2 pseudogenes are annotated in these 298 nt (G+C 75.8%); one reads left to right on the forward strand and one right to left on the reverse strand.

Going from position 1 to position 298, the window contains the following annotated elements:
- A pseudogene (locus DJ75_RS01680) lies at nt 1-166 on the reverse strand (PTS mannose transporter subunit IID); the annotation flags it as partial.
- A gap of 47 nt (nt 167-213) precedes the next feature.
- Here DJ75_RS01680 and DJ75_RS18940 point away from each other — a divergent pair.
- Nucleotides 214-298: pseudogene (locus DJ75_RS18940) on the forward strand (PTS mannose transporter subunit IID); the annotation flags it as partial.

Here is a 298-nt window from a genome sequence, read left to right on the forward strand (position 1 = left end):
CCGCGGCGTCGACCGCGGCCTCGATCGCGTCCGGGACGGTGCCGATCCCGCCCTGCCCGTCGCCGCCCACCGGCTCGATCCGGGTGTCACCGGCCATCTCGGCGGCCACCTCGACGATCCCTTCGGCCGCGCGTCCGCTGTGCGAGACGACGACGAGCCCGACGACGCGGCGGGCGACGGAGAGGGCGACGCGCCACCGGAGGACGGGGACTGATGGTCGGGCTCGTCGTCGTCTCGCACAGCGGACGCGCGGCCGAAGGGATCGTCGAGGTGGCCGCCGAGATGGCCGGTGACACCC

Source organism: Halorubrum sp. Eb13 (assembly GCF_002252895.1).
Lineage (GTDB): Archaea > Halobacteriota > Halobacteria > Halobacteriales > Haloferacaceae > Halorubrum.